Consider the following 25,718-nt stretch of genomic DNA (forward strand, 5'->3'; position numbering starts at 1 on the left):
GCCGGCGCAGGGTCAGCCCAGCCGGCGCAGCTCGGGCCACAGCCCCGACCAGCCGCCGGCGGGTTCGCGGCAGACGAGCACCGGTCGCCCCTGCTCGTCGTTGTCGAGGTCGACGCCGTTGTCGACGCGGGTGACCTCGACGAGCGATCCGCACCACGCCTCGAGGTCGGGGACCGGGTAGCCCAGGACCACGGCCGGCGCGTCGTCGACCGTCGGCGGCCCGAGGTCCCACAGCGAGTTGTGCCCGGAGTGGAGGGGTGCGTCGGGGAGCAGGCGCGCCACCGCGCCGGCCTGGCCGTAGTTGCCGGTCACGACGACCGCGTCCGGCCCGGCCTGTGCGAGGCCGGCCTCCACCGCGGCGACCAGGGCGGGCCACCCGACGGTCTCGCCGGCGTCGTAGTTCACGTCGACCACCGGCGTCGCGTGCAGCCGCTCGACCGGCACCACCGGCAGGAACAGCACGGCGCCCACCACCGCGCCGAGCGCGAGCCCGGCAGCGAGGACGGAGCGCCGCACCCGCGCGGCCCCGCGGCCGGCCCAGGCGGCGACGTCGACCGCGCCGGCGGCGACGAGCGGCACGTAGACGGGCGCGAGGTAGTACGGCTTGCCACCGGTCACCGTGAACATCGCGGCCAGGACGACCCAGGTCGCCAGCAGGAACCGCAGGTCCGGCGTCCGCGCGAGGCGCACCGCCCCGACGACTACCAGCACCACGCCGACCGGCGGACCCACCAGCCCGGGCTGGGTCGCCCACAGCTCGACCAGGCCGGCGCTCGTGCCCGACCCGCCTGAGGCGATCGCCTCCGCGAGCTCGAGCTGCGGCCAGCCGTGGGCCTGCTGCCACAGCAGGTTCGGGGCCCAGAGGACCGCGGCGACCAGCCCGCCGGCGTACAGGTGGGCCGAGCGGAACGGGTGCCGCGGCCCCGCGACGAGCAGCGCCACCACGAGCGCGGCGGCGAGGAACACCGGCAGCGTCTTGATCTGCAGCCCCACCCCGAGGACGAGGCCGGCGGCCCACCACCAGCGCGGGTCGTCGAGCGCCCGCAGCACGAGCAGCAGCAGGCCGACCTGGACGAGGAGGTCGTACGTCGAGGTCGACACCAGGTGGCCGACCGCGAGCGTGACCGGGGCCAACCCGACGACCACGGCCGCGAGCACCTGCGCGGCCGCGCCCCCACCCAGGCGGCGTGCGACGAGGCCGGCCAGCCACGCGGTCGCGCCGGCGGCCAGTGCCGAGGGCAGGCGGAAGAGCCACAGGTGCCCGCCGGTGACGCCGTCCCACAGGTGCGCGAGGACCGGCACGAGCGGCGGCTGGTCGACGTACCCCCAGGCCGGGTGGCCGCCCACCAGGACGAAGTAGAGCTCGTCGCGGTGCGGGCCGTAGCCGTTCGCGGTGGCCAGCAGCAGGAGGGCGACGCCCGCCGCGACGAGCGCGAGCGGGCGGGTGGCGGGCGGGTGCACGGCGTGACCCTAGGGCCGCCCGGGCCCCGCCGCGCGGGGTCATGCCCGGGGGTTGTGCCCCGGGGGTTGTGTCCGGGGGTCAGGCGCCGAGCATCTCCCGCACCGCGAGCGACGCGAACACCATCGCCGAGCCGAGCGGAGCACCAGGACCCGGGTAGACGCCGCCGAAGAGCGAGGCGGCCGCGTTGCCGGTGGCGTAGAGCCTGCCCAGCGGCTCTCCGTCCTCGCGGAGGACGCGCCCGGCGGCGTCGGTGACGAGCCCGCCCTTGGTGCCGAGGTCGGAGAGGACGAAGCGGGCCGCGTAGTAGGGCGGCTGGTCGCACGGCGTGAGCGCCTTGTTCGGCCCCTGCCCGCCGGCGAAGAACGTGTCGTACTCGTCCTCGCCGCGGCCGAAGTCCTCGTCCACGCCCGAGGCGCAGAAGCCGTTGAAGCGCTCGACGGTCTCCGTCAGCGCGTCGACGGGCAGGCCGGTCGCCTCCGCGAGCCCCGCGACGGTGTCGGCGCGCACCCAGGTGCCGGCGGCGAGGTGGGCGTCGTGGTCGCCCTCGGGGATGGCGATCGCCGGGAGCCGGCCGCCCTCGCGGGAGTCGAAGACGAACCACGACGGGATCCGCTCGGGTGCCTGCGCCATCACCCGGCCGAACCGGTCGTAGGGCAGGCACTCGTTGCCGTAGCGCCGACCCGTCTGGTCGACCATCAGCCCGCTGCGGAAGCCGAGCGTGAACGCGCCCGCCCCGTCGGGCTGCTCGAGGCCGGGGCAGAACCAGCCGAGCCCGGAGTAGTCGGTGGCCGCGCCGAGCGTATCGGCCGCCGCGATCGGCTCGCCGGTGTTGGTGCCGTCGGGCGCCATCGTCCACGCCGCCGACCCCGGTACGCCGTGCTTGTCGCGCGCCGCGGCGTTCCGCTCGAAGCCGCCCGAGCCGAGCAGGACGCCGCGCCGGGCGCGGACCTGCACCGGCCCCTCGGGGCTCATGCCGACGACGCCGACGACCCTTGGGCACCCGTCCGGGCCCTCCTCGCTGAGCAGGCCGGTCACCGGCAGGCCGGTGCTGACCGTGCCGCCGTCGCGGACCAGCATCGCGGCGAGCCGCGCCACGAGCGCCTGCCCGCCGGTGAGCGTGCGCCGGCCCGGCTCGCCGGCCCGGTCGCGCTCGACGGGTGGCCGGACCCAGGCCGCGACCTGCTCGGGCAGCTCGTCGCGGCGGATCGCCGACGGCTGGATCGACCGACCGCCGGGGACCCGGCCGGGGGCGTCGTAGTACTCCGCGAACGGCACCCACTCGAAGTCCATCAGCTCGTCGGACTCCAGCTCCGCGACGAGGTCGGGCGCGTGCGCGAGGAACGCCTCGACCTTCGCCCCGTCCGGGTCCTCCAGGATCGCGTCGAGGTAGTCCCGCGCGGCCTGGGTGGAGTCCGGCAGGCCGGCCCGCTGCTGCACCGCGCTGCCGGGCAGCCAGCACGCGCCGCCGGAGTAGGCCGACGTGCCGCCGAGGAGGCCGGTCTTCTCCAGGACGACGACCGAGAGGCCGGCGCGCGCCGCGACGACCGCCCCGGTCAGGGCGCCACCGCCGGACCCGACCACGACGACGTCGTACTCCTGGCTGTCCTGGTCGCTGTCCTGGTCGATGCCCTCGCCGGTGCCGATCACCGGGCGATCGTGGCGGCTAGAACGTGTTCTACGCAACCAGCCGTCCCGGTCTCGGGATGCGTCGTCGACCAGGGGGCTGGGATGATGGGGCGGTTGTGGAGATCACCTACCCGCCGGAGCTGCCGGTCACCCAGCGCCGCGACGACATCGCGGCCGCGATCCGGGACCACCAGGTCGTCATCGTCGCCGGCGAGACCGGCTCCGGGAAGACGACCCAGCTGCCGAAGATCTGCTTGGAGCTCGGTCGCGGCGCCGGCCGCGCGGGCGGCGGCGGGCTGATCGGGCACACCCAGCCGCGGCGGATCGCGGCGCGCTCGGTGGCGGAGCGCATCGCGAGCGAGCTCGGCACCGAGCTGGGCGGCCCGGAGAGCCCGGTCGGCTACCAGGTCCGCTTCACCGACCGCACGTCGAAGGCCACGCGGGTCAAGCTGATGACCGACGGCATCCTGCTCGCCGAGCTGCAGCGCGACCGGATGCTGAAGAAGTACGACACGATCATCATCGACGAGGCCCACGAGCGCAGCCTCAACATCGACTTCCTGCTCGGCTACCTCAAGCGGTTGCTGCCCAAGCGGCCCGACCTCAAGCTGGTCATCACCTCCGCGACCATCGACCCCGAGCGCTTCGCCGAGCACTTCGCCGACCGACGGGGGAAGCCGGCCCCGATCATCGAGGTCAGCGGGCGCACCTACCCCGTCGAGGTCCGCTACCGCCCGCTGCTGGAGCTGCCGGAGAACGACGACGAGGGCGAGCCGATCGTCCGCGACCAGACCGAGGCGATCGTCGACGCGGTCAAGGAGCTCTCGGCCGAGGGGCCCGGCGACGTGCTGGTCTTCCTCCCCGGCGAGCGCGAGATCCGCGACACCGCCGACGCGCTGTCGGAGCTGACCACGTCCACGCGCGGCGGCGGGCTCGAGGTCGTGCCGCTCTACAGCCGGCTCTCGGCCGCGGAGCAGCACAAGGTCTTCGCGCCGCACACCGGCCGCCGGGTCGTGCTGGCCACCAACGTCGCGGAGACGTCGCTGACCGTGCCGGGCATTCGGTACGTCGTCGACACCGGCGTCGCGCGCATCTCGCGGTACTCCCTGCGCACCAAGGTGCAGCGGCTGCCCATCGAGCCGGTCAGCCAGGCCTCGGCCAACCAGCGCTCGGGCCGGTGCGGCCGCGTGGCGGCCGGCATCGCGATCCGGCTCTACTCCGAGGAGGACTTCGAGGGCCGTCCGGAGTTCACCGACCCCGAGATCCTGCGCACCAACCTGGCGAGCGTCATCCTGCAGATGGCCAGCCTCGGCCTCGGCGACCTCGGCCGGTTCCCGTTCGTGGAGCCGCCGGATCGCCGCAACGTGACCGCCGGCGTCCAGCTGCTCGAGGAGCTCGGCGCGCTGACGCCCGAGCAGCAGGGCCGCGCGCGTCAGGGGGACCAGCAGGACCGACCGGACCGACGCGGGCCGCGCCTGACGAAGCTCGGCCGGCGCCTCGCGCGCCTGCCGATCGACCCGCGGCTGGCGCGGATGGTGCTCGAGGCCGAACGGCTCGGCTGCGTCCGCGAGGTCGTCGTCATCGCCGCAGCGCTGTCGCTGCAGGACCCGCGCGAGCGCCCCGGCCCCGACCACCCGGCCGAGCAGGCACGCGCCGACCAGCTGCACGCGCGGTTCAAGGTCGAGGGCAGCGACTTCCTCACGTGGCTGGAGCTGTGGCGCTACCTCAAGGCCCAGCAGCGCGAGCTCAGCAGCAGCGCGTTCCGCCGGATGTGCCGCGCCGAGCACCTCAACTACCTGCGCGTGCGGGAGTGGCAGGACTTCGAGTCCCAGCTGCGGCAGGTCTGCAAGGAGATGCAGATCGATGTCGGCCACCCGGCTGACACGCCCGACGCCGACGGCATCCACCAGGCGCTGTTGTCCGGCCTGCTCTCCCACATCGGCGCGCTGGAGGAGCGGGACAAGAAGGAGAGGGCCGGTGAGCGCCGCCGTGGGCCGCGGGAGTACCTCGGCGCCCGCGGCGCCCGGTTCGCCGTCTTCCCGGGCAGCGTCGTGGCGCGCAAGAACCCGGCGTACCTCATGGCCGGCGAGCTCGTCGAGACCAGCCGGCTCTGGGCCCGGCAGAACGCCGCGATCAACCCGGAGTGGGCCGAGCGGCTCGGCGGAGACCTAGTCAAGCGCACCTACAGCGAGCCGCACTGGAGCCGGAAGCGTGCCGCGGTCATGGCCTACGAGCGCGCCACGCTGTACGGCGTGCCGCTGGTCGCCGACCGGCTCGTGTCGTACGGCAAGGTCGACCCGGTCGTCTCCCGCGAGCTGTTCATCCGCCACGCCCTCGTCCAGGGGGAGTGGCAGACCCGCCACCGGTTCGCGGCCGAGAACAAGCGGCTGCTCGAGGAGGCCGAGGAGCTCGAGCACCGCGCCCGCCGCCGCGACATCGTCGTCGACGAGGAGACCCTCTTCGACTTCTACGACGCCCGCGTCGGCCAGGACGTCGTCAGCGGCGCGCACTTCGACCAGTGGTGGAAGCGCGAGCGGCAGCGCCACCCGGAGCTGCTCACCTTCGACCCAGCGATGCTCACCCACGGCACCGCCGAGGAGGTGCGCGAGGCCGACTACCCGCAGGAGTGGCAGGCCGAGGGGCTGACGTTCCCGATCAGCTACCACTTCGAGCCGGGCACGGCCGAGGACGGGCTGACGATCGACGTGCCCGTGGCGACCCTCAACCGGGTCGCGGCGGAGGACTTCTCCTGGAACGTCCCCGGCCTGCGCGAGGAGCTGGTCACCGAGCTCATCCGCAGCCTGCCGAAGAACCTCCGGGTCAGCTTCGTGCCGGCACCCAACAAGGCGCGGGAGTTCCTCGCCGCCGTCCCGCCGGGGGAGGAGCCGCTGCTCGACGCGCTCGAGCGCTGGTGCCGCGCGACCACCGGCGTGGTCGTGCCCCGCGACGCGTGGGACTGGTCGAAGGTGCCCGAGCACCTGCGCCCGACGTACCGCGTCGTCGACGACGCCGGCCGCGAGCAGGCACGCGGCAAGGACCTCGAGGCGCTCAAGGCGCCGCTGCGGCCGCGCTTCCGCCAGGCCCTCGAGGAGGTCGCCACCGAGAGCGGGCTGACCCGCACCGGCGAGACGACGTGGAGCTTCGGCGCCATCGACGCCTCCTTCACCCAGAAGCGGGCCGGCCACGAGGTCAAGGCCTATCCGACGCTCGTCGACGAGGGTTCGACCGTCGGGCTGCAGGTCGTCGGGTCCGCCGACGAGCAGGAGGCGCGGCACCGGCTCGCCGTCGTCCGGCTGCTGCTGCTCGGCACGCCCTCGCCGGTCAAGACCGTCCTCGACTCCCTCAGCAACCACGAGAAGCTCGCGCTCGCCAGCACGCCGTACGCCTCGGTCAGCGCCCTGCTCGAGGACTGCCGCCGCGCCGTCGTGGTCGACGTCGTCGACGCCCGGCCCGCGGCGCGCGACCAGGCGGCGTACGACGCCCTGCGCGCCGTCGCCGCGCAGGACCAGGAGGCGCGGCTCAGGGCGGTCGTGGCCGACGTGATCCGCGTGCTCGACCTGTGGCGGCAGGCCGACAAGGCGCTGTCCGGCCGCGCCGAGATGACCATGCTCCCCGCCCTCTCCGACCTCAAGGCGCAGCTCGCCCGCCTGGTCCACCCCGGCTTCGTGGGCGAGGCCGGGGCGGCGCAGCTGCGGTCCTACCCGCGCTACCTCCAGGCGCTGCTCCAGCGGCGCGCCCGCCTCGAGGAGGGGTACGCCGCCGTCGACCGCGACCGCCGGTTGATGGACCAGGTGGCGGACCTGCAGGACGCGTGGCTGCACGCGACCGCGGCGCTGCCGGAGGGGCGCCCGGCCGGCGCGGCGCTGCGGCAGGTGCGGTGGATGCTCGAGGAGTACCGCGTCTCGCTGTGGGCCCAGCAGCTCGGCACGCCCGCGCCGGTCAGCGACCAGCGGATCCGCAAGGTGCTCGCGCAGGCCGCCGGCTCGGGCGCCGGCTCGGGATCCGGCTCGAGTCCGGGGGCTGGGTCCCGGGCGTAACCTCGCTCGGGTGAGCCGCCAGCACCACCGCCCGATGACCCCCGGCGCGGGCTTCTTCGCCGAGATCGTCGGCGGCGCCGACCCCGCGCTCGTGACCGAGGCGGCCGACCGCGCCGCCGTGCTGCTCGTGCGTGGCGCGCGGGCCAGCGACGACGCGGAGGTGGCCGAGCGGCTGCTGCGGCTGGCCGAGGACGAGGGCATCGAGACGATCGCGGAGGTGTGGTCCGGCGCGCCGGCGGACTCGATCGCCGGGTGCCTGTGGCGGCTGTTCCTGCTGCGCTCGTGGGTGCACGCCGAGCCGGTCGCCGTGGCCCGCGAGTTCGAGGCCGGGCGCGCCCGCGCCCAGGTCGCCCGCGTCGTCGCCGGGGTGGCCGACCCGCCGGGGCCCGAGCAGCTCAAGGCGATGGTCGACGAGGTGCTGCGCGGCATCGCGACCAGTGACTTCGCCGACGTCCTGCTGCGGGCCGCCGCCTTCGCGCGCGTCGTCGCGACCGGGCGGGCGCACCTGCCCGGCTCCGACGAGGACGGCGTGCGGCGGATGCTGGTCATGGCCGAGCAGCTCGAGGCCGCCGGTCACCTCGAGCTCGCCGCGCGTCTCCAATAGGTCGTTACAATGGACAACGAGCACGTCGGGCCGCGGCAGCCCCGGGTCCCACAATTAGCCGCTACGAGCGGCCACGCGCCGTGAGGCGCTCCCGGTCCGGCGTGCTCTCCACTCTCCGGGACGCTGCGCGCCGGCTCCCCTCCCGCGTGCCGCTGCCGCGGTTCGTCCACGCGCCGCGCGCCGACGGCCGCCCCGACCCCGGCGAGGTCGTCTGGGCCTGGGTGCCCTACGAGGAGGACGCGAGCCGCGGCAAGGACCGCCCGGTGCTGGTGCTCGCTCGCGAGCGCACACCCGCGGGGGAGCGGCTGCTCGCGCTGATGCTCACCAGCAAGGACCACGACCGCGACGCCGCCGACGAGGCCCGGTGGGGCCGCCACTGGATGGACGTCGGCGCCGGCGGCTGGGACCGGCAGGGTCGGCCGAGCGAGGTCCGGCTGGACCGGCTGCTCGTGCTCGACCCCGACGCGGTGCGGCGCGAGGGCGCGGCGCTCCCGCGCGGCACGTTCGACGCGGTCGCCGCCGCCGCGGCCCCCTACCTCGCCGAGGACCTCGCCGGGCTCAGGACGCCCGGAACGTCGCCGCGATCCGGCGGACGGCCTGGCGGGCGGGGTTCCGGCCGCGGGGCCACCGGCGCTCGTCGGTGGCGACCTCGACGACGCTGACCCAGCTGCCCTTGCGGACCACGCCGAGCGCGGTGGCGCGCGCGCCGTCGGCCGGCCGCTCGCCGTACGTCGCGGCGTACACGGTCCCGAAGCCGGTGCGCACCGGCACGTCGCGCGCCTCGCCGACCTTCGCCCGCGGCGAGGACAGGCGCTCGGCGCAGTCGGCGCGCCAGGCCATCAGCACCTCGGCGGCGCGGTAGGCCGAGGAGCGGTCCGCGAACCTGCCAAGCACCTGGACCGCGGTGGCCGAGCCGTCGGCCGTGGTGAACCGGCGCTCGGTGGTGCGGATCGCGCCGATGTCGAACAGCGAGGCCTTCTGGCACGCGCCGACCGGTCGCGAGCCGTCGCCCTTCGCAGCGTCCGTCCAGGGCAGGTCGTCGGCCACGGTCGGCATCCGGTCGGCGTCGAGCAGGTGGGCGCGGGCCGGCTTGGCCAGCAGCGGCTGCGGCGGCAGCGGGGCGAGCGTGCTGCGGTTCGGCCGAGCGGTGCGGCTCGGCCGAGCGGTGCGGCTCGGCTCCGGCTCGTCGGCGCCGTCAGCCTCGGTGGGGTTGCTCGCGGGCGGCGACGGCGGTGCGGTCGCGCTCGTCGTGGCGGCGGGGCTCGTCGGCGCCTCGGCGGCGTCGTTCCCGTCGCCTCCGCACGCGGAGAGGCCGAGGGTCAGGGCGAGGGCGGCGGGGAGCAGGAGCGCTTGCTGGGGTGCTCGGGGAAGGCGGGGCACGCTGCATCGTAGGCAGCCGGAGCGGTCGGTAGGGTGACGGCGCGCCCCAGGGACCGGGGCGCGTGCTGTGACCTGGGCCGCCCGTGCGGCCGGAGCGAGGAGGCGTGCCGTGCGGCTGCGACGGGGACGGCGGAGCACCCGGACCGGGTTGGCCACGCTGCTGGTGCTCACGCTGGGGCTGGGCCTCGGTGCGTGCACCGACGACGGAGGCGACCCGCCCGCTCCCGAGCCGACCCGGGCCGCCCCGCCGGTCCGCCTGCTGTTCGGCGTCTGGGGCAACAGCGAGGAGGTATCGGCGTACCAGGCGATGGTCGACACCTACAACGCCACCTTCGAGGAGAGCCAGGTCGAGCTGCGGTCCTGGCGCGACCGCGAGGCGCTCGCCGACGCGCTGCGGGCCGGCGGCAAGGTGCCCGACGTGTTCCTGACCTCGCGCCGCGACCTGCGGTGGTTGGTCGAGCAGGGCCTGACGCAGCCGGTCGACGAGCTGCTCGACGAGCGCGGCACGGAGTTCGGCGACAACTACTCCCGCGACGCGCTGCGTGCCTTCTCCGCCGACACGCGGCTGCAGTGCATGCCGTACGGCATCTCGCCCACGGTCGTCTTCTACAACACCGAGCTCGTCGACTTCGAGCGGATGCGCAACCGCGAGCTCCCGGCGCCCAGCGACGAGGACGACACGCGCTGGTCCTTCGAGGAGTTCGTGACCGCAGCCGACTTCGCCACCCGGCCGCGCAAGCGGGTCCGCGGTGTCCACGTCGAGCCGACGCTGCACGGGCTGGCGCCGTTCGTCGAGAGCGGCGGCGGGTCGGTCTTCAACGACGAGACCGAGCCGACCTCCACGGCGTTCTCCAGCGACGGCAGCCGCGAGGCGCTGACCCGGACCCTCGAGCTGCTGCGCAACCCCCAGCTCACCCTCACCGACGGCCAGCTGCAGCGCGCCACCCCGCAGGAGTGGTTCGAGCGCGGCCGGCTGGCGATGATGACCGGCAACCGTTCCCTGGTGCCGGAGCTGCGGCGGGTGCCGGGCCTGGAGTTCGACGTCATGCCGATCCCGACGCTGGGGTCGTACGCCACCGTCGGCGACATCACCGGCCTGTGCCTGTCCAAGGCCGCGGCCAGCACCGCCGAGGGCGCCGACTTCCTCGTCCACGCCACCTCCTCGGAGTCGGTGACCCGGGTGGTCCGCGCCGGTTACCTCGTGCCCGCCAACCTCGAGGTCGCCTACTCCGAGGACTTCGTCCAGCCCGGCCGGCTGCCCGCCCACGCCTCGGTCTTCACCGACTCCATCCGCGCGCTGCGGGTGCCCCCGCTGCTCGACTCCTGGGACGAGCTCGAGACGGCCATCCGCGACGACATCCGCTCGCTCGTCACCTCCGCCCCTGAGCTCGACCTCGAGGCGGTCACCGAGCAGATCGACCTCGACTCCCAGCGGGTCCTCGACCCCGAGTTCGAGGAGCCGACCGAGTCGCCCTCGCCCTCCGAGGAGTCCGCGGCGGACGAGGAGTAGCCGGCCTGGTCGATCGGGTCGATCGGGTCGTGAGGTTCATCGGCGCCCCGATGAACCTCACGGTCCCCCGACGGAACTTCAGCGGGGGACCGTCAGCTTTGTCGGCGCCCCGACGAACCTGACGGCTTCCCGAGGGAGGGCGGTCAGCCGGCCGCGCGGGCGTCGGCGTCGAGGATGGCCCGGGTGAGGACGGGGGCGGCGAGGGCGACCTGCCACGAGCGGGCGCCGTACCCCTGGAGCACGCCGGCGACGGCGTCGAGCAGGTCGCCGGGGTCGCGGGTGGCCGGCGGCGTCCACAGGGTGCGACGGAGGTAGTCCGGGGTCAGCAGGTTCTCCACGGGCAGCCCGTGCTCGTCGGCGAGCGCGGTCATCGCCTCGCGGGCCAGCTGGAGGCGGTCGGCGGCGACGGGGTCCTTCTCGGCCCAGGCGCGGGGCAGCGGCGGGCCGTCCCCGCGCGGCGAGCGCGAGGGCAGATCGGCCTCGTCCATCTCGGCGACCTCGCGCAGGGCGGCGATCCAACGGTTGGCGTACCGCTCGGCACCGCGGCCGTGGAAGCCCTTCGTCGACAGCAGCGCGGACCGCTCCATGGGCATCGCGGTCGCCGCGGCGATGATCGCGGCGTCGGGGATGATCCGGCCCGGGGTCACGTCACGCTGCTCGGCGATCGAGTCGCGCAGCTCCCACAGGGCACGGACGGCGCCGAGCGCCCGACGTCCGCGGACCCGGTGCAGCCCCGACGTACGACGCCACGCGTCGACCCGCGCCGGCTGCTCGAAGCTGCGGAGGTGGTCGAACTCCTGCTGAGCCCACTCGTCCTTGCCCTGGGCCACCAGCTCCGCGGCGATCGCCTCGCGCAGCTCGACGAGCACCTCGACGTCGAGCGCGGCGTACTCCAGCCACGGCTCCGGCAGCGGGCGGGTCGACCAGTCGACCGCGGAGTGCTCCTTCTTCATCGAGAAGCCGAGCACCGTCTCCACGAGCGTCGCCAGCCCGACCCGCGGGTAGCCAAGCAGCCGCCCGGCGAGCTCGGTGTCGAACAGCGAGGTCGGCGTCAGGCCCACCTCGGCCAGGCAGGGGAGGTCCTGGGTGGCCGCGTGGAGGATCCACTCGGTCCCCTCGAGGGCCTCCTGCAGCGGGGCCAGGTCGTCGAAGGCGATCGGGTCGACCAAGGCGGTGCCGGCGCCCTCGCGGCGCAGCTGCACGAGGTAGGCGCGGCTGGAGTAGCGGTAGCCCGACGCCCGCTCGGCATCGATCGCGACCGGCCCGGTGCCGGCGGCGATGCGTGCGCAGACCTCGGCCAGCGCCTCGGCGGTGTCGACCACCGGCGGCAGGCCGTCGCGCAGGGTCAGCAAGGGGGAGGGCGGCGCCTCGGGTTCGTCGGGCTGCGCCTCGGGTGCGCTGTCGTCGGCGGGGGACGGGTCGGTGGCCTGCTCGGGCCCCTCGACCGTCACCGGCCCGGGCCGCGCTGCCCGCGGCGGCTCGGCATCACGCTGACGCCGTCGGGCACCGGCGGCAGCCCGACCGCGGTGCACAGCAGCTCGCCCCACGCCTCGACGTGTGGGCCGACGTCCAGGGACGCGCCGCCGGGGACGGAGCCGTCCGGCGCGCCCGGCGTCCAGGAGGCGCGCACCTCGAGCTGGGCGGTGCCTCCCTCCTCGGCCATGCCGCCGAAGCTCTCGGTCGCCACGCGGGTGACGGTGCCGGAGACCATGGAGTACGTCGCGCCGTGGGCGTCCAGCGCCTCGGTCAGCCACGACCAACCGACCTCGGCCAGCATCGGGTCGCTGACCATGTCGACCTCGATCTCGGCGCGAGCGTAGGCCACGCAGCGAAAGGTGCCGTCCCAGGCGTCGTTGCCGTCGGGGTCGTGGAGCAGGATGATCCGGCCGGTGCCAACGTCGACCCCGTCGACCGTCACGTCGGCGCTCAGCGCGGCGGCGTACGGCGCGATCCGCTGGGGCGCCGGCATCTCCTCGCAGAAGACCTCCGGGCGCAGGCGCGCCGAACGCATGCTCGCCACGGCGTCCCGGAACTCCGCGGGGCTCACCGACGCACCCGTGCCCGGGTGCGTCTCCTGACGCACGACCATGCCCCCACAGTAGGTCGCCGCGCTCGAACCGATGTGCGAACACGCCGGGCGGGTGGGAGGCTTGTGGCCGTGAGCAGCGCCGCCCGCACCACCGACCGCACGCCCGACGACACTCCCGGCCGCCACCCCGGCCTCGCCGACAGCGCCTTCCTCAAGGCCGCCCGCGGGGAGCCGGTGCCGCACACGCCGGTCTGGTTCATGCGGCAGGCGGGCCGCTCGCTCCCCGAGTACCTCCGCGTCCGCGAGGGCATCGGCATGCTCGAGTCCTGCATGGACGCCGACCTCGTCACCGAGATCACCCTGCAGCCCGTGCGGCGGTACGGCGTCGACGCGGCCATCTTCTTCTCCGACATCGTCCTGCCGCTCAAGGCCGTGGGCGTCGACCTCGACATCAAGCCCGGCATCGGTCCGGTCGTCGCGAACCCGGTGCGGACCCTCGCCGACGTCGAGGCGATCCCCGACCTCACCTCCGAGCACGTCCCGTTCATCACCGCGGCCGTCCGCGCCCTGGTCGGCGAGCTCGGCGCGACGCCGCTCATCGGGTTCGCCGGGGCGCCCTTCACCGTCGCCTCCTACCTCGTCGAGGGCGGTCCCTCGAAGGAGCACGCCAAGACCAAGGCGATGATGTTCGGCGCGCCCGAGGTCTGGGACGCGCTGATGCGCAAGATCGCGGGCATCGCGTCGGCGTACCTCGCCGTCCAGGTCGAGGCCGGCGCCTCCGCGGTCCAGCTCTTCGACTCGTGGGCCGGCGCCCTCACCCCCGACGACTACCGCGAGCACGTCATGCCGCACTCCTCCCGCGTGCTGGCCGCGGCCGGCGAGCTCGGCGTGCCGCGCATCCATTTCGGGGTCGGCACCTCGAACCTGCTGGGACTCATGGGGGAGGCCGGCGCGGACGTCGTCGGCGTCGACTGGCGTACGCCGCTCGGCTCAGCGATCCCGCTCGTCGGCGACCGCGGGGTCCAGGGCAACCTCGACCCCACCCTCGTCTTCGCACCGACCGACGTCATGACCGCCCGCGCCGCCGAGGTGATCGAGGCCGGTCGTGCCGCGAAGGGCCACATCTTCAACCTCGGGCACGGGGTCATCCCCTCCACCGACCCCGCCCAGCTCGAGCGGCTCACCGCGTTCGTGCAGTCCTACCCGCTCGACTGATCCACCGGCTGTCCGGCCTGAGGCCTGACGGCCGAGCGGGCCAAGCCGTGGTCGACCTTTACAACAGGTGCGCGCGTGTCCACAAGGGTCGTCCGGACCGCTGCACTGGTGCCGTGACCCACGCCACGTCGAGACGTTCGTGGGTGCGAGCGCCGCTCATCGGTGGGCGGCCCGAGCAGGAGGCTGCATGTCCCCCGACGACACGTCCCCACGTCCACCGACGTCACCATCTCCGGGGAGCGCGAGCCGTGCGCGCGGCCTGGGCCGGGGCACCCGCCGCGCACTCGGCACAGTGCTGGCAACCAGCCTCGCCCTGCCGGCGGCGGTCCTGACCGCCGCGCCCGCGCAGGCAGCAGTGACGGGCCCGACGAACGGCTCCGTCGTCTCCGGGCAGGTCGCCATCACCGAGGCGCGCGGTGCCACGGAGGACTGCATCAGCCCACCGAGCAGCGTGGGTTCGCGGGTCGTGGTCACCCGGGTCGCCGACGGCGCCCAGGTGCACACCGCATCGAAGTCCGGCTCGGGTGCGCTGACCACGACCTGGAGCAGCGTGGGCAGCCCGCTGGGGCAGTACCGCATCCAGACCTACGCCCGCGACGGCAGGAAGTCGGGCTTCCTGAACCTGGGCTGCACCGCGCAGGCCGAGCAGCAGCTGTCGAGCATCACCGTCACCCTGCGCAACCAGTCCGCCGTGGCCGTCGAGCTGCCGTCCTCGGTCGTCACCGGCGAGGACCTGCCGGTGACGGTCCGCACCACCCGGTCGGGCACCGGCGTCACCGGGCAGCCCCTGGGCGGTCGCCACGTCACGGTGACCGTCCCGGGTGCCGGCGAGGTCAGCGTCGACACCGGCGCCGACGGCGTCGGGCGGGCAACGGTCGACCTCCCCGACCTGCCCGCCGGCACGCTCACGGTCACCGCGGCGGTCGAGGACGACTCGTCGTACGCCGGGCTCTCCGGCTCGGCCGACACCCGGCTGACCGTGCGTCCGACGCAGACCCTCTACCGCGGCGCGACCCGCGGGCTGCCGGGCGGCACAGCCGTGCTCGAAGGACAGGTCGTCGACGTGACCCCGGGCAGCGATCGCCACGGCCAGCCGGTCGTCGACGCGCCACTCGTCCTGGCCCTCGGCGACGACGCCGCCCCGGTGACGACCGTCGCGACCGGCCGGGCGATGCGGACGGTGGCTGTGGCCGGCCCGTCTCGCACGGTCTCGGCCTCGGCGACGTACGCCGGCGACGACGTGCACGGCCCCAGCTCGGACACCGTCTCGTTCTACGTCGGTGAGGACGCCGCGTCGCCGGCGCCGAACCAGTCCGGCGTGGTCGGCAACGTGACCGGCGCGATCGGCGGTCTGCTCGGTGGTCTGCTCGGTCCGGGCAGCGCCGCGCCCGGCGGCGGCGGCACGTCGCTCGGGGACCTGCTCGGCACGCTGACCGGCGTCGTCGGCCCGAGCACGCCGCTCGGCGCGATCGCTGACGTCGTCGAGTCGGGACTCCTGCACCTGCTCGACACCACCCAGCTGCGCGCCGTCCTCGACCGCCTCCTGGGTGCGCTCGGTCAGGGCATCGACGCCGCGGGCGACCCCGTCGACCGGACGCTCGACCGCATCCTGCGCACGGTGGGCGCCGGCTCCCCGCTCGGCGCCGCCACCGAGGCGGCTCGTTTCGAGTGGCGGGCCAGCTATGAAGCGCCCGACGGCACCCGTCGCAACCGGGAGTTCGGCGGGTTCATCGGCGCACCGGCCCCGCTGGACGTCACCGGGGACGGCACGGCCGACGTGCTCGCCAACGTCACCCTGACCGGCCTCGCGGACGCCGTGACGAGCGGCGACCCGACCCGGGCCGTCCCGCGACTCGAGGTCGCGCGCCTCGACGGGGCGCCCGACGCGTTGCCGTTGAGCATCCAGGCACTGCTCGACCTGCCCGGCGGGACCGAGCGCTACCGCTTCGGGTACGACGCGCGCGAGGGCGATGCCCCCGAGGCGTTCCGGGCCGACGTCCTGCTCGCCGACGGTGGCGCGGTGCTCGACCTGAGCAGCCGCGGCGAGTCGCCGGTCGACGTCACGGGTGCCGTGGCGCCTGCGGCGGCCGACCCTGCGGCCGCGGAGCCGGCCGAGCAGCGCTTCGCCGTCTCCTTCGACCGCGCGCCGACCGGCGCCCGGATCGGCATGCGCCTCGGCGGGAGCGGTGAGGACATCGCCGCGCGGCTCGACGTCGACCGTCCGACGGTCGTCGGTCTCCACCTGGCCGACGACAGCGGCGGCGACGAGGTCTTCCTGGCGGACGGCGTCCTGGACAGTGTCGAGGGATCCCTGTCCCTCGAGCTGGCCGGCGGGGAGACCGACGGCCTCCAGGCGTCCCTCTCGAGCCCGTCCGGGCTGGAGTCCGTGCAGCTGCACGCGCGGCACCTCCACGCGGGCCGCACGGTCGACGACATCTCCCTCGGCCTCACCGACGTGCCGGCGGTCGTCTCCTTCGGTCTCAGCGCCGAAGGCGCGGGTGAGCTGTCGGCGAGCGGACCGATCGGCGTCTTCGAGGCCGGCTACGCCTCGGGCCGCCCGGTGGCGAAGCTCGACGAGCCGGCGTACCTGCGGCTCCTGCAGGACGGCGACGCGGAGTCCGTCGCGCTCCGGCTGCCCGGCTTCGAGGGCATGGACCTCGCCCTGCAGGACGAGATCTCCCTGGGCCTGACCATGGCTCCCACCCCGCTGCGTGCGCTGGTGGACCAGGACGGTCTCGTCCTCGACGCCCGCATCCTCGATGCTCCGCGCAGCCTTGCACTCGCTCTCTCGCCGCAGGGTGCGATCCGGGTCGAGGGGTCCGAGCCGATCGGCCTGGTGACCGTCGCGGCGCACGACGACGAGGGCCTCCTCGAGGGGTCGACCGACCTCGACCTGAGGCTGGAGGACGTCCCTGGCCTGCTGTCGGTCAGCCTGGACGGGGCCGGCGCGGTCGGTTTCGACACCGGCGGACAACCGATCGGGCTCGTCGACATCCGGGCCCACGACGGCCAGCCGCTGGCCCTCGCCGGTGACGGCGACGGTCTCGCGGTCGAGAACCGTCCGGACGGCACGGCGATCGCCGCCCGCATCCGCGGGCTGCGCTCGGTGTCGGCCAGCCTCGGCGCCGCGCCGGAGATCATGCTGGACACGGTGGCTGGTCAGGTGTTCGACGTGGCGCTCACCGAGCGCGACGAGCAGGGCGCCTTGGTCGACGACGTCCGCGCCACCCTCGACCACCTGGTCCCGCACATGCGGCTGGCGCTGGTCGACGACGGCAGCGGCGCGCTGTCGTTGCGCTACTCCGCCGACGAACCCACCAACAGCCTCGCCTTCGACATGGGCGGGCTGTCCGGGTCGATCAGCGGACCGCTGCCGGCGGAGCTGACGGTCTGCATGGCCGGCGACGAGGCGTGCCTGCCCGACCTCGGCATCGACGACCCCGGTCTCGGCTCCGTCCGGTTCGCCGCCAGCGAGCACACGACGCTGGACCTGACCGACGCCTCCGGTGGCCTGTCCGCCTCCGGTCTGCGGGTCCGGGTCCTGGAGCTGACGGGCACGCTGGACGCCGACAACGGCGGGGACGTCTACCTCAACACCACCGAGTTCGGTGGCGAGTGCGGGGACGCGGGGTGCGTCCGTCCGGTCCTCGGTGGCTCGGTCGGCGCCGACCTCGGCGCGGCGAGCCTGCTGTTCCGGCCCGGGAACGGGTTCTTCGCCGACGACGCCCTGACCCACCTGAAGCCGCGCAAGCTGTTCGGCCAGACGGTGGGCGTCGACGGGACCGGCGGCACCGGCGAGGTGCGCTGCGTCGGGGACACCCGCCTCGACGTCACCGTCGAGGTGCTCGGCATCCCGCTGACGCTCGGTCTGAAGGACGCCATCTGCGACGTCCCGCGGACCGGCTGACGCACCTGCTCCACCTGCTTCACCTGCGCGGCCCGGGCACCTCCTGCCCGGGCCGCGCGGTGTTCCTCGCCGGCCCGCTCACTCGGCCGGGACGGCGGGGCGACGGCGAAGGCGCTTGAGGAGGGCCCAGGCGGGGAGGCCGAGGAGCAGGGCGACGACCGCGAAGGGGAGGACGGCGCCCAGGACGGTGGCGGCGGCGACGGCGGTGGTGACCAGGCCGTCCCAGCCGGTGGCGAGGCCGGTGAGGAAGCCGGCGTCGTCGGCCTTCGGCTCGGCCTTCCGCTCCTCGCGGGTCCGGGCGATGGAGACGGTGATCGTCGACTGGGCGGTCTGGTCGGCGAGGTGGTCCTGCTGCTTCTCGAGCGAGGCGAGGTCGGCCTGGCGGCGGGAAAGCTGTGCCTCGATGGCGACGATGTCGCGGATCGACTCGGCCCGGTCGAGGAGCAGCTCGATGCGGCGGATGCTGCGCCGCTGCACCCGCACGCGGATGTCGACGTCGAGGACCCTGGTGGTGACGTCCTCGCTGGTGGTGCTGGCGTCGACGAGGTCGGCGACCTCCTTCAGCGACTCGACCGCGGAGTCGAAGCGCGCCGTCGGCACGCGCAGGACGAGCCGCGACCGGGAGACGTCCCCGTCGTCGTCGGTGCCGGTGTTCTCCTCGGCGACCTCGCCGCCGTACCGGTCGACCACCTCCTGCACCTCCGCGCGGGCCTCGCCGACGTCCTCGGCGCGGAGCGCGACGGTGCCGGTCGAGATGACCTTGCGGTCGGTGTCCACCGACGCGGCCGTGACGGGTGCGGCCCCGTCGGCGGCGGCTTCGTCGGAGTAGGCGAGCGCGTCCCGCCTCGACTCCGCGGCCGGGGCATCCGCGACCGAGCCGCCGGCGGAGGTGTCGGCCGAGGAGTCCCCGTCGGAGGTGCCCGCGGAGCAGGCGGAGGCGAGGGCCGCGAGCGCGACGAGCGAGGCGGCGGCGAGGCGGGTGCGGGACGTCATGCCGTCTGGGACGGCACGACCTCCGGCTCGGTTCCCGCGGGCCCACCGCCCGTCCCGAGCCATGGCCCGGGTGGGACGCTGGGCGGGTGACCGACCAGCAGCGCCGCCGGACCATCGTGGTGGGAGCCGGGATCGCCGGCCTCACCGCTGCCCGCGACCTCGTCGCCGCCGGTGACGAGGTCGTCGTGCTCGAGGCCTCGGACGTCGTCGGCGGCAAGGTCCGGCGGCACGAGGTCGCCGGGGTCGCCGTCGACGTCGGCGCCGAGGCGATGCTCAACCGTCGGCCCGAGGGGGTCGACCTCGCCCGTGCCGCCGGGCTCGAGGTCGAGCACCCGGCGCTGACCTCCTCGCGGATCTGGACCCGCGGCGAGCTCCGCCCGCTGCCGCGGTCGCTGATGGGCGTGCCGCTCGACCTCGACCAGCTCGCGGCGTCCGGCGTCCTCAGCGACGAGGGACTCGCCCGCGTGCGCGCCGAGCCGGCGCTCGGTCCCGAGGACCCGGAGGCGCTCGAGGGCGACGTGTCGGTCGGCGACCTGGTCGACCGGCGGTTCGGGCCCGAGGTCACCGACCGGCTGGTGGAGCCGCTGCTGGGCGGGGTGTACGCCGGTCGCGCGCGGGCGATCTCTGCCCGCGCGGCCGTCCCCCAGCTGGTGGCGTACGCCGCCCGCGGTTCGCTCCTGGAGCAGGCGGCGGCCCTGCCGACGACGTACGACTCACCCGTCTTCGCCGGCCTCCCCGGCGGCATGGGCCGGCTGCCGGAGGCGCTCGCGGCCGGGCTCCCGGTGCGGCTCGGGGTGACCGTCCGCGGGCTGGCGCACCGGCCCGGCGGCGGGTTCACGCTCACCTGCGGCCCGACCACCGCGCCGGAGCTGGTCGAGGCCGACGCGGTCGTCCTGGCCACGCCCGCCGCGCCCACCGCTCGGCTGCTCGCCGTCGTGGCGCCCGTCGCGGCCACCGAGCTCGCCGGCGTGGAGACCGCGTCGGTGGTGGTCGTGACGCTGGCCTACCGGGTGGAGGACGCCGGCCCGGTGGTCGGCGCCGGGTCGTCGGGCTTCCTCGTCCCGCCCGTCGAGGGCAGGCGGGTGAAGGCGTCGACGTTCTCGTTCGCCAAGTGGGACTGGGTCCGCGCGGCCGGCGCCGCGGAGGGGGTCGTCCACCTGCGCACCTCGTTGGGTCGGCACGGCGACGAGGTCGCGCTCCAGGCCACCGACGACGAGCTGGTCGCCTGGTCGCTGGCCGACCTCGCCGACGCCACCGGGCTGACTGCCCGGCCGGTCGACGTGCACGTGCAGCGGTGGGGCGGCGGGCTGCCGCAGTACGCGCTGGGCCACCTCGACCGGGTCGCCCGCGTCCGGTCCGCCCTCGACGCGGTCCCTGGGCTGGCGGTCTGCGGGGCGACGTACGACGGCGTCGGCATCCCGGCCGTCGTCGCCTCCGCGCACCGGACGGCCCGCGAGCTGGGCTGACCTCGCCGAGGGTGGTCTCCCAGGCCGGTCGACAATCCCGCAATTGCGCGGGAATGTCGGGGTGCGGGCCGGCGGGGGCGCTGAAACCGCGCAATTGAACGATCGTCGACGCCCGGACCGCTCCGCCCAGCACCACGACACCACGGGACAGGGTCTGCCCGGTTGTCCCTGGGCGACGGGACACCCGGCCCGCGAACCTCCTCGGCATGACGACCACCACCATCACCAACCCGGCCCGCACCGACCTCGCCAGCGAGCACACCCGTGCGGACCGCACCTCCGACAGCAGCACCCACGACGGTGACGCCCGTCCCTCGCGCCACTGGGCCCTCGCCGGCGTCGGCGCCGGCCTGGCCGGCATCGGCGCGATCGTCTCCTCGGGCATCGTCGACGCCGTCTACGACCCCGACATCCAGGGCGACCCCGGCGCGATCGCCGACAAGCTGGCCACCCAGACCGGGGCGGCGTTCGTCTTCCACACCTTCGCCCTGGTCAGCGCGGTCCTGCTCGTGGTCTTCGCCGCGGGCCTGCTCCGCCGCCTGCGGCACCGGCTCGGCGGCGACAGCCTGCTCCCGATGGCCGCCTTCGCCGGCCTCGCCGGCACGGCCGTCGTGCAGGTGATCGGCACCAGCCTCGACACCGAGTTCCTCTTCGGGCTGCCGCACCAGGACGTGCTCGTCGACAGCAACGTCGTCATGTACGGCCACTTCATCGGCACCGTCCCGTGGTGCTGGGTCCTTGCCGGCCTCGCCGGGCTCGCCCTGCACCTGGCCGGCCGCGCCGGCGCGGTGCCGCGCTGGGTCGGCCGCGTCGGCCTCGTGCTCGGCGGGCTGACGCTGCTCTTCGGCATCTCGCCGCTGCAGTACGTCGCCGGCATGGTCGGCCCGGTCTGGCTGCTCGTCACCGCACTCGGCTTCGCGCTGGGTGACAAGGCTTACCGGAACGCGTGACCACCTCTGACGCTGCCGGTTCGGCCCCACGCGGGCTGGACCGGCAGCACACTGTCCCCGTGGACCAGGTCGCGACGCGCACGGCCGCACGCCGTCGCGCCGTCGACGTGCCCGTGCTGGGCCTGCCGGTCCTGTGCGCCGCGGGCGTCGGCGTGGCCGTCTGGCTCGAGTCGCGGCTTCCGGCGGACATCCCGGGCGACGGCCTCGCGCCGGGTCCCGGATGGAGCACCAGCCTGACCGGCTTCGTCCTGGCCGCGCTGGCCGCCGTCGTGCTCTCCTCCGACCGGCGCCAGGGCCTCGGCTGGTCGCTGGCGTGGTCGGGGGTGTTCTGGACCCTCGACGGCATCTCCGAGGCGTGGTTCCGCACCGGCCTGCACAGCGACGAGCCGTTGCCGCTGATGACGTGCACGGCGTGGTTCCTGCTCCGCTTCACCTCGTTGCTGCCGGTGACGGTGACGGTGGTGGCGCTGCTCTTCCCGACCGGCCGCTTCCTGCCGGGCCGATGGGGCACGGCCGGCAAGGTGTCGCTCGGCGTCATGCTGCTGGGCTCGCTGGCGTACGTCGTTGCGCCCTCCGAGGGCTTCGACGACCGCGGCCGGCTCCCGATCGGCACCGACCCCGACCCGACGACCCTGCCGCTCGGGGACGCCGCCGGGCCGCTCCTGGCCCTGGCCGGCACCACCTCGCTGATCGCCCTCCTCGTCCCGGTCGCGACCGTCGTCGTGCGCCACCGCCGCGCCACCGGACTGGAGCGCGACCGGATGCGGTGGCTGTTGTGGGGCGTGGTCGCGGTCGTGCTCCTGGTGCTCGCCACCGTGCTGCTCGACGTCGGCGCGGCCGAGCCGTATGTCTTCTTCCTCGTCGTCTGCCTGCTGCCCGCCGCGATGACCGTGGCCGTCGTCGCCCCGCGCGCGGTCGACGTCGACGCGCTGCTCGGCCGGACGCTGGCGTACGGCGGCCTGTGGACCGCCCTGCTCGTCGTCGACCTGCTCGCGGTCACCGCGCTCACCCGGGTGCTCGGCGACGCCCTCGCCCAGCGCGAGGTCGTCGGGGTCGTGCTCCTCCTGACGGTCCTGCTCTACGGCCCGCTCCGCCTGCGGCTGCAGTCGTTGGCGCGCCGGCTCGTGCTCGGCCGCCGCGACGACCCGTACGACGTCGTGGCCGGCCTCGCCTCCACCCTCGAGACCGCGGACGAGGGTCCGGAGCAGCTCGCCGCGGTCGCGGAGGCCGTCGCCGCGGCGTTCGGCGTGCGGTACGTCAGCGTCGAGGTCGACCGCCCCGGCGGCGAGCGGGTCGAGGCGACCCACGGCCCGCGACCCGCAGAGACGCGGACCCTGCCGATCACCTACCGCGACGCCGAGGTCGGCCGGCTGGTCCTCCCCGCCCGAGGCCTGCGCAGCCGGCTCACCCGCCGCGACGAGCAGCTGCTCGGGGACCTGGTCCGCCAGGCCGCGACCGCCGCGCGCACCAGCCGGCTGGCCGCGGAGCTGCAGGAGAGCCGGGAGCGCCTCGTCGTGGCCCGCGAGGAGGAGCGCCGCCGGATCCGCCGCGACCTCCACGACGGTCTGGGCCCGTCGCTGAGCGGCGTGGTCTTCCGCCTCGAGTCGGCCCGGCTCTCGGTCGACCGCGACCCCGACGGCGCCCGCGAGCAGATCGCCGCCACCAGCGCGCTGGTCCAGGACGTGGTCGCCGACGTACGCCGCCTGGTGCACGACCTGCGACCGCCCGCGCTCGACGACCGGGGACTCGTCGGCGCGCTGCGCCAGCAGGCCGACGCGGCCCCGGTGGCCACCGAGGTGCGCACCGAGCCCGCGGACGGACCGGCCTGCGGGCCGGCCGGCGGGTTGGGCCCGCTCCCCGCGGCGGTCGAGGTCGCGGCGTACCGCATCGCCGGCGAGGCGCTCACCAACGTCGTCCGCCACGCCCGCGCCTCGCGGTGCGACATCCGCCTGACCCGCACCGACCGCGCCCTGGTCGTCGAGGTGGCCGACGACGGCGTCGGCGTCCCGGCCGGCGTGCAGGCCGGGGTCGGGCTGGTGTCGCTGCGCGAGCGGGCCGCCGAGCTCGGCGGCACCACCGAGGTCACCTGCCCACCCGGCGGCGGCACCGTCGTCCGGGCCACCCTGCCCGTGAGGAGCACACCGTGAGCGGTCCCAGCGCGTCGCCGGCCATCCGGGTCGTGGTCGTCGACGACCACCAGATCGTGCGCGACGGGTTGGTCGCGCTGCTCGACGCCCTTGACGGCATCGAGGTGGTCGGCTCGGCCGCCGACGGCCGCGAGGCCCTGCACGTGGTGGGCGAGACGACCCCGGACGTGGTCGTCATGGACATCCAGATGCCCGAGCTCGATGGGATCGAGGCGACCCGGTTCCTCACCGGGCGGCAGGCCGGCACCCGCGTGGTGATGCTGACGATGAACGAGGACGACGAGACCGTCCTGGCCGCCATGCGTGCCGGCGCGAGCGGCTACCTGCTCAAGGGGTCGGGCGCCGAGGAGGTGCACAACGCGGTGCGCGCCGCGGCCGCCGGCGGGATGGTCTTCGGCGCGAGCCTGGCCGGTCGCGTGGCGTCGTACTTCGCCGGCGTCGCCGCTCCGGCCGCCCGCGCCGGCGACGACCCGTTCCCCGACCTCACCGACCGCGAGCGGAGCGTGCTCGAGATGCTCGCGGCCGGCCGGTCCAACGACGCCATCGCCGCCGAGCTCTACGTCTCCGGCAAGACCGTGCGCAACACCGTCTCGACCATCTACGCCAAGCTCCACGCCGCCGGGCGCGCCGAGGCGATCGTCAAGGCGCGGGAGGCCGGTTACGGCCGCGGCTGAACCGGCGTTCGTGGCGTGCGGCGACGTCAACAGCTCAGCAATTGCGCGGAAATGTCGCTATTCCGGCCGGGAGAGGCGCTGGAACCGCGCAATTGAACGATCGTTGACGCCCGACCCGCGCGCCCTCGCCCGGCCCGGGTCACGGGGTGAGCAGGCCGACAGCGACCGGCGGCTGGCCCGGGCGGGCGTCGCGGCACAATGGGCGCCATGACCGAGTCCACCCCTGAGACCGCCCCTGAGACCAAGTCGAACGCCGCCCGGGTCCGCGAGATCAACGACTCCATCCGCTACACCATGTGGTCGGTCTTCCGGCTTCGCGACGTGCTCGGCCCGGTCGACGGCGGGGCGGACCGCGCGGCCGAGGGCGCCGAGGTCGAGCGGCTCTTCGCCGAGCTCGCGGAGGCCGACGTGGTCGTGCGTGGGGTGTACGACGTGAGCGGCCTGCGCGCGGACGCCGACGTCATGGTCTGGTGGCACGCGGTCGACTCGCAGCAGCTCCAGGCGGCGTACCACCGCTTCCGTCGCACCGCCTTCGGCTCCCGCCTCGAGCCGGTGTGGAGCCAGATGGCGCTGCACCGCCCCGCGGAGTTCAACAAGAGCCACGTGCCGGCTTTCCTCAACGACGAGGAGCCCAAGCAGCACGTCTGCGTCTACCCGTTCGTGCGGTCCTACGAGTGGTATCTCCTCGACGACGGCGAGCGCCGCCGCATGCTCGCCGAGCACGGCAAGATGGCGCGCGACTACGTCGACGTGCGGGCCAACACCGTCGCGAGCTTCGCGCTCGGCGACTACGAGTGGATGCTTGCGTTCGAGGCCGACGAGCTCCACCGCATCGTGGACCTGATGCGGCACCTGCGCGCCTCCGACGCCCGCCGCCACGTGCGCGAGGAGGTGCCGTTCTACACCGGCGCCCTGGTGCCGGTCGCCGAGCTGGTCCAGCGCCTGCCCTGACCCGGTCCGGACCAGGCTCGACCACGCGGGAACCGCTCCTGCGCACCCGGCGTCGGAGCGGCATGAGGACCACGCTCGCGCTGCTGCTGACCCCGCCCCTGCTCGCCATGGCCGCCTGCGGCTCCGACGACGCGCCGACCACCGCGGCGGACCCGGCTGCCACGACCCCGGCCGCCGCCTCCACGCCTCGCCCCGAGGCCGTCCCCGCGGCCGACGGGCGGGTGCGGACCGTCGACCTGGCCACCGTCATGGACACCGGCGAGGGCGCACCGGAGCTGTGCCTGGGCCCGGTCGCGGAGTCGTGGCCCCCGCAGTGCGGCGGCCCGGCGCTGGTCGACTGGGACTGGGGCGCGATGCAGGGCGTCTTCGAGCGCTCCGGGAAGACGCGGTGGGGGATGTTCGCCGTCGGCGGCACCTGGGACGGCACCGCGCTCACCGTCACCGACGCCGTGCCGGCCGCCCTCTACGACGCCGCGGTGGCCGAGTCCGAGCCGCCGCTGCCCGCGCCGGCGCGAGCCCTGTCCGAGGAGGAGCTGGCGGCGGTCCAGGCCGACGTCCAGGACCTCCCCGGGGCTCAGGGTGCGTACGTCGGCGACGGCCGCGTCAGCGTCGACGTGACGTACGACGACGGCTCGCTGCAGGCCTGGGCCGACGAGGCCCACGGCGCCGGCGTGGTGGTCGTCCGCTCGCTGCTCGTCGACGCCTGACTCGTCGCGGCCTCGTGCTGCCCAGCGTGCGCCGGAGCGCTCGCTGGGCAGCACGAGGCG

18 protein-coding genes are annotated in these 25,718 nt (G+C 75.1%); 12 read left to right on the plus strand and 6 right to left on the minus strand.

The features are described 5' to 3' along the window. Positions 1–12: 12 nt before the first annotated feature. Together H7344_RS08080 and H7344_RS08085 are read right to left on the minus strand one after the other, a co-directional pair. Positions 13–1,461, minus strand: coding sequence for a glycosyltransferase family 39 protein (locus H7344_RS08080; protein ID WP_186345525.1), 1,449 nt, complete (start codon positions 1,459–1,461; stop codon positions 13–15). A gap of 79 nt (positions 1,462–1,540) precedes the next feature. Next, positions 1,541–3,109: an FAD-dependent oxidoreductase gene (locus H7344_RS08085; protein ID WP_229706922.1), complete on the minus strand. Its 1,569-nt coding sequence runs from the start codon at positions 3,107–3,109 to the stop codon at positions 1,541–1,543. 56 nt (positions 3,110–3,165) lie between these two features. Here H7344_RS08085 and hrpA point away from each other — a divergent pair, with 56 nt between their 5' ends. The 3 genes from hrpA (at position 3,166) to H7344_RS08100 (ending at position 8,391) form a co-directional block, all read left to right on the plus strand. Then, positions 3,166–7,125 (plus strand): ATP-dependent RNA helicase HrpA, encoded by a 3,960-nt coding sequence (hrpA, locus tag H7344_RS08090; RefSeq protein WP_186345526.1) that lies wholly within the window; start codon positions 3,166–3,168, stop codon positions 7,123–7,125. A gap of 10 nt (positions 7,126–7,135) precedes the next feature. Continuing rightward, positions 7,136–7,729, plus strand: a complete 594-nt coding sequence (locus tag H7344_RS08095) for a hypothetical protein (protein WP_229706920.1) — start codon at positions 7,136–7,138, stop codon at positions 7,727–7,729. Between the two features lie 101 nt (positions 7,730–7,830). Then, positions 7,831–8,391, plus strand: a complete 561-nt coding sequence (locus H7344_RS08100; RefSeq protein WP_313960336.1) for a type II toxin-antitoxin system PemK/MazF family toxin — start codon at positions 7,831–7,833, stop codon at positions 8,389–8,391. Here H7344_RS08100 and H7344_RS08105 read toward each other — a convergent pair. Further along, on the minus strand, positions 8,288–9,109 hold the full coding sequence (locus tag H7344_RS08105) for a hypothetical protein (protein WP_186345527.1): 822 nt from the start codon (positions 9,107–9,109) through the stop codon (positions 8,288–8,290). The two genes, H7344_RS08100 and H7344_RS08105, sit on opposite strands and share 104 nt — an antisense overlap. Positions 9,110–9,218: 109 nt before the next feature. Between H7344_RS08105 and H7344_RS08110 the strand changes: the two genes are divergently transcribed. Beyond that, on the plus strand, positions 9,219–10,619 hold the full coding sequence (locus H7344_RS08110; RefSeq protein WP_186345528.1) for an extracellular solute-binding protein: 1,401 nt from the start codon (positions 9,219–9,221) through the stop codon (positions 10,617–10,619). A gap of 143 nt (positions 10,620–10,762) precedes the next feature. Here the strand turns inward: H7344_RS08110 and H7344_RS08115 are convergent, their stop codons facing one another. Continuing rightward, positions 10,763–12,070 (minus strand): HRDC domain-containing protein, encoded by a 1,308-nt coding sequence (locus H7344_RS08115; RefSeq protein ID WP_186345529.1) that lies wholly within the window; start codon positions 12,068–12,070, stop codon positions 10,763–10,765. Continuing rightward, on the minus strand, positions 12,067–12,708 hold the full coding sequence (locus H7344_RS08120; RefSeq protein ID WP_186345530.1) for a DUF3000 domain-containing protein: 642 nt from the start codon (positions 12,706–12,708) through the stop codon (positions 12,067–12,069). The genes H7344_RS08115 and H7344_RS08120 overlap by 4 nt, the downstream gene beginning before the upstream one ends. Before the next feature lie 69 nt (positions 12,709–12,777). On the opposite strand from H7344_RS08120, the gene hemE reads away from it, so the two are divergent. Beyond that, complete coding sequence (hemE, locus tag H7344_RS08125; RefSeq protein WP_186345531.1) at positions 12,778–13,863, plus strand: uroporphyrinogen decarboxylase; 1,086 nt, start codon at positions 12,778–12,780, stop codon at positions 13,861–13,863. 292 nt (positions 13,864–14,155) lie between these two features. Beyond that, the gene (locus H7344_RS08130) at positions 14,156–17,770 is read left to right on the plus strand and encodes an Ig-like domain-containing protein (RefSeq protein WP_186345532.1); all 3,615 of its coding nucleotides are present in this window, start codon (positions 14,156–14,158) and stop codon (positions 17,768–17,770) included. A 78-nt stretch (positions 17,771–17,848) separates the two neighbouring features. On the opposite strand, the gene H7344_RS08135 is transcribed toward H7344_RS08130, so the two are convergent. Then, complete coding sequence (locus H7344_RS08135; protein ID WP_229706918.1) at positions 17,849–18,763, minus strand: DUF4349 domain-containing protein; 915 nt, start codon at positions 18,761–18,763, stop codon at positions 17,849–17,851. A gap of 86 nt (positions 18,764–18,849) precedes the next feature. Here H7344_RS08135 and hemG point away from each other — a divergent pair, with 86 nt between their 5' ends. From hemG to H7344_RS08165, 6 genes are all read left to right on the plus strand, one after another. Further along, the gene (gene hemG / locus H7344_RS08140; protein WP_229706917.1) at positions 18,850–20,229 is read left to right on the plus strand and encodes a protoporphyrinogen oxidase; all 1,380 of its coding nucleotides are present in this window, start codon (positions 18,850–18,852) and stop codon (positions 20,227–20,229) included. Positions 20,230–20,435: 206 nt separating this feature from the next. Further along, the gene (locus H7344_RS08145; RefSeq protein WP_186345534.1) at positions 20,436–21,179 is read left to right on the plus strand and encodes a hypothetical protein; all 744 of its coding nucleotides are present in this window, start codon (positions 20,436–20,438) and stop codon (positions 21,177–21,179) included. A 59-nt stretch (positions 21,180–21,238) separates the two neighbouring features. Next, the gene (locus tag H7344_RS21130) at positions 21,239–23,326 is read left to right on the plus strand and encodes a sensor histidine kinase (RefSeq protein ID WP_186345535.1); all 2,088 of its coding nucleotides are present in this window, start codon (positions 21,239–21,241) and stop codon (positions 23,324–23,326) included. Next, positions 23,323–24,000, plus strand: coding sequence for a response regulator transcription factor (locus H7344_RS08155; protein ID WP_229706916.1), 678 nt, complete (start codon positions 23,323–23,325; stop codon positions 23,998–24,000). Before H7344_RS21130 ends, H7344_RS08155 begins: the two co-directional genes overlap by 4 nt. Positions 24,001–24,207: 207 nt before the next feature. Further along, the gene (gene hemQ / locus H7344_RS08160) at positions 24,208–24,951 is read left to right on the plus strand and encodes a hydrogen peroxide-dependent heme synthase (RefSeq protein WP_186345536.1); all 744 of its coding nucleotides are present in this window, start codon (positions 24,208–24,210) and stop codon (positions 24,949–24,951) included. 62 nt (positions 24,952–25,013) lie between these two features. After that, on the plus strand, positions 25,014–25,658 hold the full coding sequence (locus H7344_RS08165) for a hypothetical protein (protein WP_186345537.1): 645 nt from the start codon (positions 25,014–25,016) through the stop codon (positions 25,656–25,658). Positions 25,659–25,718 lie beyond the last annotated feature (60 nt).

The organism is Nocardioides deserti (assembly GCF_014266025.1).
Classification (GTDB): domain Bacteria; phylum Actinomycetota; class Actinomycetes; order Propionibacteriales; family Nocardioidaceae; genus Nocardioides; species Nocardioides deserti.